The 6,829-nt window shown below is 52.0% G+C and carries 5 protein-coding genes and 1 rRNA gene; all 6 read right to left on the reverse strand.

The window, feature by feature from the left end:
* Positions 1 to 96: 96 nt before the first annotated feature.
* Positions 97 to 2,562, reverse strand: coding sequence for an ATP-dependent protease ATP-binding subunit ClpC (clpC, locus tag WKI47_RS04145; protein ID WP_340225908.1), 2,466 nt, complete (start codon positions 2,560 to 2,562; stop codon positions 97 to 99).
* A gap of 49 nt (positions 2,563 to 2,611) precedes the next feature.
* On the reverse strand, positions 2,612 to 3,676 hold the full coding sequence (locus WKI47_RS04150) for a protein arginine kinase (RefSeq protein WP_340225909.1): 1,065 nt from the start codon (positions 3,674 to 3,676) through the stop codon (positions 2,612 to 2,614).
* A gap of 12 nt (positions 3,677 to 3,688) precedes the next feature.
* On the reverse strand, positions 3,689 to 4,213 hold the full coding sequence (locus WKI47_RS04155) for a UvrB/UvrC motif-containing protein (protein WP_340225910.1): 525 nt from the start codon (positions 4,211 to 4,213) through the stop codon (positions 3,689 to 3,691).
* Positions 4,214 to 4,246: 33 nt separating this feature from the next.
* The gene (locus WKI47_RS04160) at positions 4,247 to 4,708 is read right to left on the reverse strand and encodes a CtsR family transcriptional regulator (protein ID WP_340225911.1); all 462 of its coding nucleotides are present in this window, start codon (positions 4,706 to 4,708) and stop codon (positions 4,247 to 4,249) included.
* Between the two features lie 279 nt (positions 4,709 to 4,987).
* Positions 4,988 to 6,172, reverse strand: a complete 1,185-nt coding sequence (locus tag WKI47_RS04165) for a right-handed parallel beta-helix repeat-containing protein (RefSeq protein ID WP_340225912.1) — start codon at positions 6,170 to 6,172, stop codon at positions 4,988 to 4,990.
* A gap of 341 nt (positions 6,173 to 6,513) precedes the next feature.
* Positions 6,514 to 6,630 (reverse strand): 5S ribosomal RNA (gene rrf / locus WKI47_RS04170).
* Positions 6,631 to 6,829 lie beyond the last annotated feature (199 nt).

Consider the following 6,829-nt stretch of genomic DNA (forward strand, 5'->3'; position numbering starts at 1 on the left):
TTCGGATTTGATGCGGCCGGCAGACCGGATGAGCGCGAAGCTTCGCCCGGCCCGGGCCTGATTGTGCAAGGCGGTGCTTCTGCAAAAGCCGCCTAATTATTTCTCCGATTTTTCGATCGCTACAGCCGGTGTTTCTTCTTCCGATTTCTCAACGGACAGCGCGCCGTCTTTTTCGTCGATCAACAGGAAGTCGCCTTTGGCTACGCGTCCGGTCAGCAACTCTTCGGACAAACGGTCCTCGATATGCTTCTGGATCGCGCGGCGCAGCGGACGCGCGCCGTAAGCCGGATCGTAGCCTTCTTTTGCCAGGAAGGTCTTCGCTTCGTCTGTCAGCTTGAAGTTCACGCCATACTCGTTCAGACGCTTGCGCAGCTCTTCCGACATCAACGTCACGATCTCGGCGATATGCTTCTCTTCGAGCGAATGGAACACGATCGTTTCGTCGATCCGGTTCAGGAACTCCGGACGGAAGCTTTTCTTAAGCTCATCCATGACTTTGCTCTTCATGCTCTTGTATTCCGCTCCGCTGTCAGCCGCAGCCGTGAAGCCAAGCGTCGAGTTGCGACGGATCGCATCCGCGCCGACGTTCGACGTCAGAATGATCAGCGTGTTGCGGAAATCGACCACGCGGCCTTTGGAATCGGTCAGGCGTCCGTCTTCCAGCACTTGAAGCAGGATATTGAATACTTCCGGGTGCGCTTTTTCAATCTCGTCCAGCAGCACGACGGAATACGGTTTGCGGCGTACCTTTTCGGTCAATTGACCGCCTTCTTCGTATCCGACGTATCCGGGAGGCGCTCCGACCAGACGGGAAGTCGAATGTTTCTCCATATACTCGGACATATCGATGCGGATAACCGCGTTCTCGTCGCCGAACATCGACTCCGCCAAGGCGCGAGCCAACTCGGTTTTACCGACCCCGGTAGGACCGAGGAAGATGAAGGAACCCATCGGACGCTTCGGATCTTTCAGTCCCGCACGGGCACGACGGATCGCGCGGCTGACCGCGACGACGGCTTCGTCCTGACCGATAACCCGGTCATGCAGCAGGCTTTCCATGTTAAGGAGACGGTCTGTTTCTTCTTCCTTAAGTTTGTTGACCGGAATCCCGGTCCAGCTGCCCACAACGTCCGCAATATCTTCAGGCGTCACTTCGGAATCGGTACGTCCCTGTTTTTCTTTCCATTGATTCCGGGTCGTTTCCAATTCTTCGCGGATTTTCTGCTCGGTATCGCGCAGCGCGGCCGCTTTTTCGAACTCCTGGCTTTGAACGGCCGAATCTTTTTCCTTACGGATATCGTCCAGACGATTCTCCAGCTGTTTGAGGTTCGGCGGTACCGTATAGGAGTTCAATCTCACTTTGGAACCCGCTTCGTCGATCAGGTCGATTGCCTTGTCCGGCAGGAAGCGGTCGGTGATGTAACGATCCGACAGTTTAACCGCTTGTTCGATCGCTTCGTCGGTGATTTTCACGCGGTGATGCGCTTCGTAACGGTCGCGCAGGCCGTGCAGGATTTGGATCGCTTCTTCGACCGAAGGCTGATCGACGGTGATCGGTTGGAAACGGCGTTCCAGCGCGGCGTCTTTTTCGATATATTTGCGGTACTCGTCCAGCGTCGTTGCCCCGATACATTGCAGTTCTCCGCGTGCCAGGGAAGGTTTGAGGATGTTGGAAGCATCGATCGCGCCTTCCGCCCCGCCCGCGCCGATCAGGGTATGCAGCTCATCGATAAACAGGATCACGTTGCCCGCTTGGCGAATTTCGTCCATGATTTTCTTGAGACGGTCTTCGAATTCGCCGCGGTACTTGGTACCTGCCACGACAGAACCCATATCGAGCGTCATGACGCGTTTTTCGCGCAGCGTTTCCGGAATTTCGTTGTTGACGATCTTTTGTGCCAGACCTTCGGCGATCGCCGTTTTACCGACACCCGGTTCGCCGATCAGCACCGGATTGTTTTTCGTCCGGCGGCTGAGCACCTGAATAACGCGCTCAATTTCTTTGCTGCGGCCGATAACCGGGTCGATGTTGCCGTCTTTGGCATAGGCCGTCAGATCGCGTGCCAGGCTATCCAGCGTAGGCGTGCTAACGTTAGCCGGCGTACCGTGATGGCTGGATACCGCTTCGCTGCTGCCGAGCAGTTGCAGAACCTGTTGGCGCGCTTTGTTCAGACTGATCCCCAGGTTATTCAGCACGCGTGCGGCTACGCCTTCGCCTTCGCGGATCAGACCAAGCAGAATATGCTCGGTGCCGACGTAAGTATGGCCAAGCTTGCGCGCTTCGTCCATCGACAATTCGATAACCTTTTTCGCGCGAGGAGTATAAGCGATGTTCGTCGGCTGCTCTTGGCCGCGGCCAATCAGCGTCTCGACTTCGTTCTGGATTTGTTCCAGACCAAGTCCCAGTCCGATCAGTGCCTTGGCTGCGATGCCTTCGCCTTCGCGAATCAGACCGAGCAGAATATGTTCCGTACCGATGTTGTTATGTCCGAGTCTCACTGCTTCTTCCTGGGCGAGAGCCAGAACTTTTTGCGCGCGTTCCGTAAATCTGCCAAACATCATATGCAAAGCACCTCCAAAAAGTAGTGAAAAATCATCAGGTAAAACATAGTTATTCTTTACTTTTAACCAGTCTGTCCCGGATCAATTGCGCCCGGTACATATCCTTCTCCGATGTGTTCATTGTAGCACCGAACGTTTTCTGAAGGAAATGCGGCTGTGTCAAAATGGTGAGCTCGTTAAGTAGCGTCGTCGGAAGCCCGTCAATCCAGCCAAGATCAACACCCAAACGAACGTCGGACAACCGCTGCGCGGCTTCTTTGCCGTCGATAATCGCCGCATGGGTCAGAATGCCGTAAGAACGCATAACCCGGTCATATAGACGAATCTTCGATTCTCCGACAAGCCGACTGCGCGCCTGACGTTCATATTCGATAATCTGCACCACAATTCCTTCCAGATTATCGACGATCTCTTTTTCGCTCTGTCCCAACGTAATCTGATTCGAGATTTGGAACAGATTTCCCTGGGCTTCGCTGCCTTCTCCGTAAATGCCGCGAACGGTAAGCCCTACCTGAGAGACCGCACTCAAAATACGACCAATCTGATGAGTCATGACCAGCGCCGGCATATGAATCATTACGGAAGCTCTCAGACCTGTACCGACATTGGTCGGACAACTGGTCAGATAGCCGCGGCGATCGTCAAAGGCGTAATCGATATACGCTTCCAGCGAATCGTCCACCGCTGTCGCCCGTTCCCAAGCCTGTCTGACCTGAAAACCCGGATACAGGCATTGGATACGGATATGATCTTCTTCGTTCACCATGATACTTAGCGACTCATCCTCGCTTAGCACGACGGCCGCTTCCTGCGACTCGTTGGCCAGCATAGGACTCACCAGTCGCTTTTCGACCAATACTTGGCGATCAATCTCACTTAACTCGTCAAGCGGCACAGACTGCATCGGACCTAAATCTTCTTTTGCCTGCTCCGCCGCTTCAATGACGAGCTCTCGTACCTGGCCCGCCTGCTCCTCGCTTGCCACTAGAGGAAAAGGCAGGGATCGAAGATTGCGCGCGATTCGAACCCGACTGCTAATCACGATATCGGAGTCCTGTCCTTCTCCCCGCATCCAGGTGCTCAGTGCATGTTCCGTAAACGCAAATTCAGACATGGATCGGCCTCCTTACCGCTGCGAACGCTGCAACTCAAGGTCGCGAATGCGATCTCTAAGCTGTGCGGCCGTTTCGAATTCCTGCTTTTCAATGCGCTCTTGCAGCTCCTGCTTAAGCGCATCAATCTCACGCTGAAACTGAAGATCGGCGCCACCGCGCTTCGGTACTTTACCGACATGCACCGTACCGCCATGCACGCGTTTGAGCAGCGGATCAATCTTGTCATCGAAATATTTATAACAGGAGCTGCACCCAAAACGCCCAATCTTACGAAACTGAGCATACGTCATTCCGCATTCCTCACAATGAAGCTGCTGAGCTTGAGGCGTTCCTCCGGTATGCGTTTTGCCTGCCATATCGAAATCCAAAAATCCCGAAAGCAGGTTATGGATCGAAAAGCCGCCTGACGTTCCCGGAATCATCTCGCCTTTTTCTCTCGCGCATTGCTCGCAAATATGGAACTCGTTTTTCTCGCCATTAATGATCTTCGTAAAATGCAGGGTTGCGGGCCGCTGCTGACATTCCTGACACAGCACTCGCCCCACCTCCTTTACCTGAATAAACGTCTTTTAATGCCCCATAAGCGCAATCAGCATCGCCTTCATGATTCGCGCACGCATTTCGTCCCGATAAGGCAACTTGAGCATCAACGTATCGCGTATGATCGCCGATCGCATCAATGCGGCTTCGCGGCTCGTGATCAGATCGGCTTCCTTCAGCCGGTAAATCAGCCCTTCCGCCGCGGATTGGGTCATTTCGCTGCCAATCGTTTCATGCACGTGGGCATGAAGCTCGGAATGCGCCGGAAGCTGGATTCGCTGAATCCGGATATACCCGCCGCCGCCTCGTTTACTCTCGACCAAATACCCTTTTTCCAATGTAAAACGCGTGCTGATGACATAATTGATCTGAGACGGTACGCAAGAAAATCGGTCAGCCAGGTCGTTGCGTTGAATCTCGATCATGCCACCCTGGCTTTCCTGTAAAACGGTCTTTAAATAATGCTCGATGATATCGGAAATATTACGCATCGATTCACCCTCCACGATCTGCCTGAGCCGCCGCCCGTTTGCTATCCCTATGTGGAGCCTACTCTTAAAATAACCCTTCCGCAAAAAGGAAGAAACGTCTGGTTGTTTCGAGGCACTGTCCGTTCGCGGCGCGTCGCAGGGTAATATAATAATGGTAAACCTGTTGACTTTGACTTTCTTTGACTTTTTAACTATTATAGCATACTTTTTTTAATTGCCAAGCTTTGCTCTAAGAATCGAAATAAAAAAGGCCGCGGTCTCCCACAGCCTGCTTATTCGTCAAAATCCGATATTCCCTTCGGTATGGATTTCTCCTTTTTTAAACGTCGTAGACGCCGCTCCCGGGTTTTTGACCTGGTTGGCGGTAAAGTAAATATTGCCGATCTGTCCGTCTCCCCATACGCCGATACCCGCATTCGCGGAGTCGGAAATCATATTGCGAGTAAAACGAACGTCGTCGATACTGCCTTGATCGGCAAACACCAGTATGTTCGGATGATCGTCTGTCGGCCGGGTACCGGTTTTGACGATCGTATTGCTGCTGACCGTGACGCTTTTGACGTTCCCGGTATTCCAATGCTTTTCGACCGCGATATAAATCCCGGCCATTTCGGTATTGTTGATCTGATTCTTTTCGATCGTCACGTCGCTGCCGCCAACCACAGAAATGCCGCGCGCTTTGGACGAGTAGCCGACTTTGTTGCCGCGGATCACGATATCGCTGGTGAGTTCGGAATCTTTAAGGTAACTTACCACTGCGATAGCGTCGTCCCCCGTCTGTTTAACCGTATTGTTTTCGATCGTGATGCGTTTGCTTCCGTTCGTCAAATGAATCCCGTCGGCTTTCGTATTTTTGATTACGTTTCCGGAAATGGTTCCGTCCACCGCTCCGTCACGTACCAGAATGCCTGCTGTGCCCGCTCCCACGATACGCACGTTGCGGATCGAAAAATCGGAAGCTCCCAATACGGTAACGCTGTTTTTGGCATCAGCACCGTCGCGCTTGCCCGTATTGGCATATACATGCGTCAAATTTTGCAGCGCGGGGCTTTTCCCTTTGAGATTGATTGAACCGCTTGAAGGATTCGTCGACGTCAGTACTGATTTTTCCGCTCCAGCCCCTACGATTCGAACGCCCGTTACATTCAAAACACCGCTTAGTAGAAAATTGCCCGAAGGAACATACAACGTTTTTCCCTGATTTCTCGCTGCTTTAATCGCTTTATCGAAAGCAGCCAGGGAATCCGTTTTTCCGTTACCGACTGCTCCATAGGCCGTAACCGAAATGGAATTAGCCGGTTTGGAGCTTGAAACCGTCGCCGCAAAAGCTTTTCCTCCGCCATAAAACGTCTTCCACGCTTCCGGATACAATTCGGCTGGCTGCCACGCAAGAAGTCCGACCGTCCCTAAAAGCAAAGCCGGCAACCAACGTCTCGGCCTCTTTTTCAACCCGTTTTTCTGCATACGTCTCCTCCACTCTTCTTCTCTATTTTTTACAGTGTATATAAAACGCAATCCGGTAACTTCAAACGGAATGTTCATAAGCTGTGAGTAAAAGGCAGGGAAACAGCAGAAAACCGAAGAATGATCAGAAAAAAAGAAACAGAATAGAAAAAGGTCGGTGGATAACTTCGCTACAAAGCGATTTTTGTGGAAAACTTGTTAGCAACCCTTGATTATTTTGAATAACTTTCTTCGGCGTAACACGAAAAAAACTGAATTGTGGAAGGTTTGTGGAGAAGTATCGACAGACAAACAACAAAAAAGCCTTGCCTGTGTGATAACAGGTAAGGCTTTTTCTTTTGGCTTGGCAGCTTCCTACTCTCCCGGGACCCTGCGGTCCAAGTACCATCGGCGTTAGAGGGCTTAACGGTCGTGTTCGAGATGGGAACGTGTGGAACCCCTCTGCCATCACCACCAAACCATGGGCGCTCCATATTTGCCTTCTCGCTCGAACTTGGTGCCACCCTTCGGATGAAACATCCTCGGTTAGGGCATCCAAAAGTCGCTCGAATGCAAATATTTCGCTGTGTAGTTAAGAGACTTAACTACGAGACAAGGTTTGCACCTTGAAAACCGGATCCGAAACGATTCCTTCGCGTCTGTTCGAAGTTGTTCTCT

Origin of the sequence: Saccharibacillus sacchari (assembly GCF_037722395.1) — a bacterium.
GTDB classification, from domain to species: domain Bacteria; phylum Bacillota; class Bacilli; order Paenibacillales; family Paenibacillaceae; genus Saccharibacillus; species Saccharibacillus sacchari_A.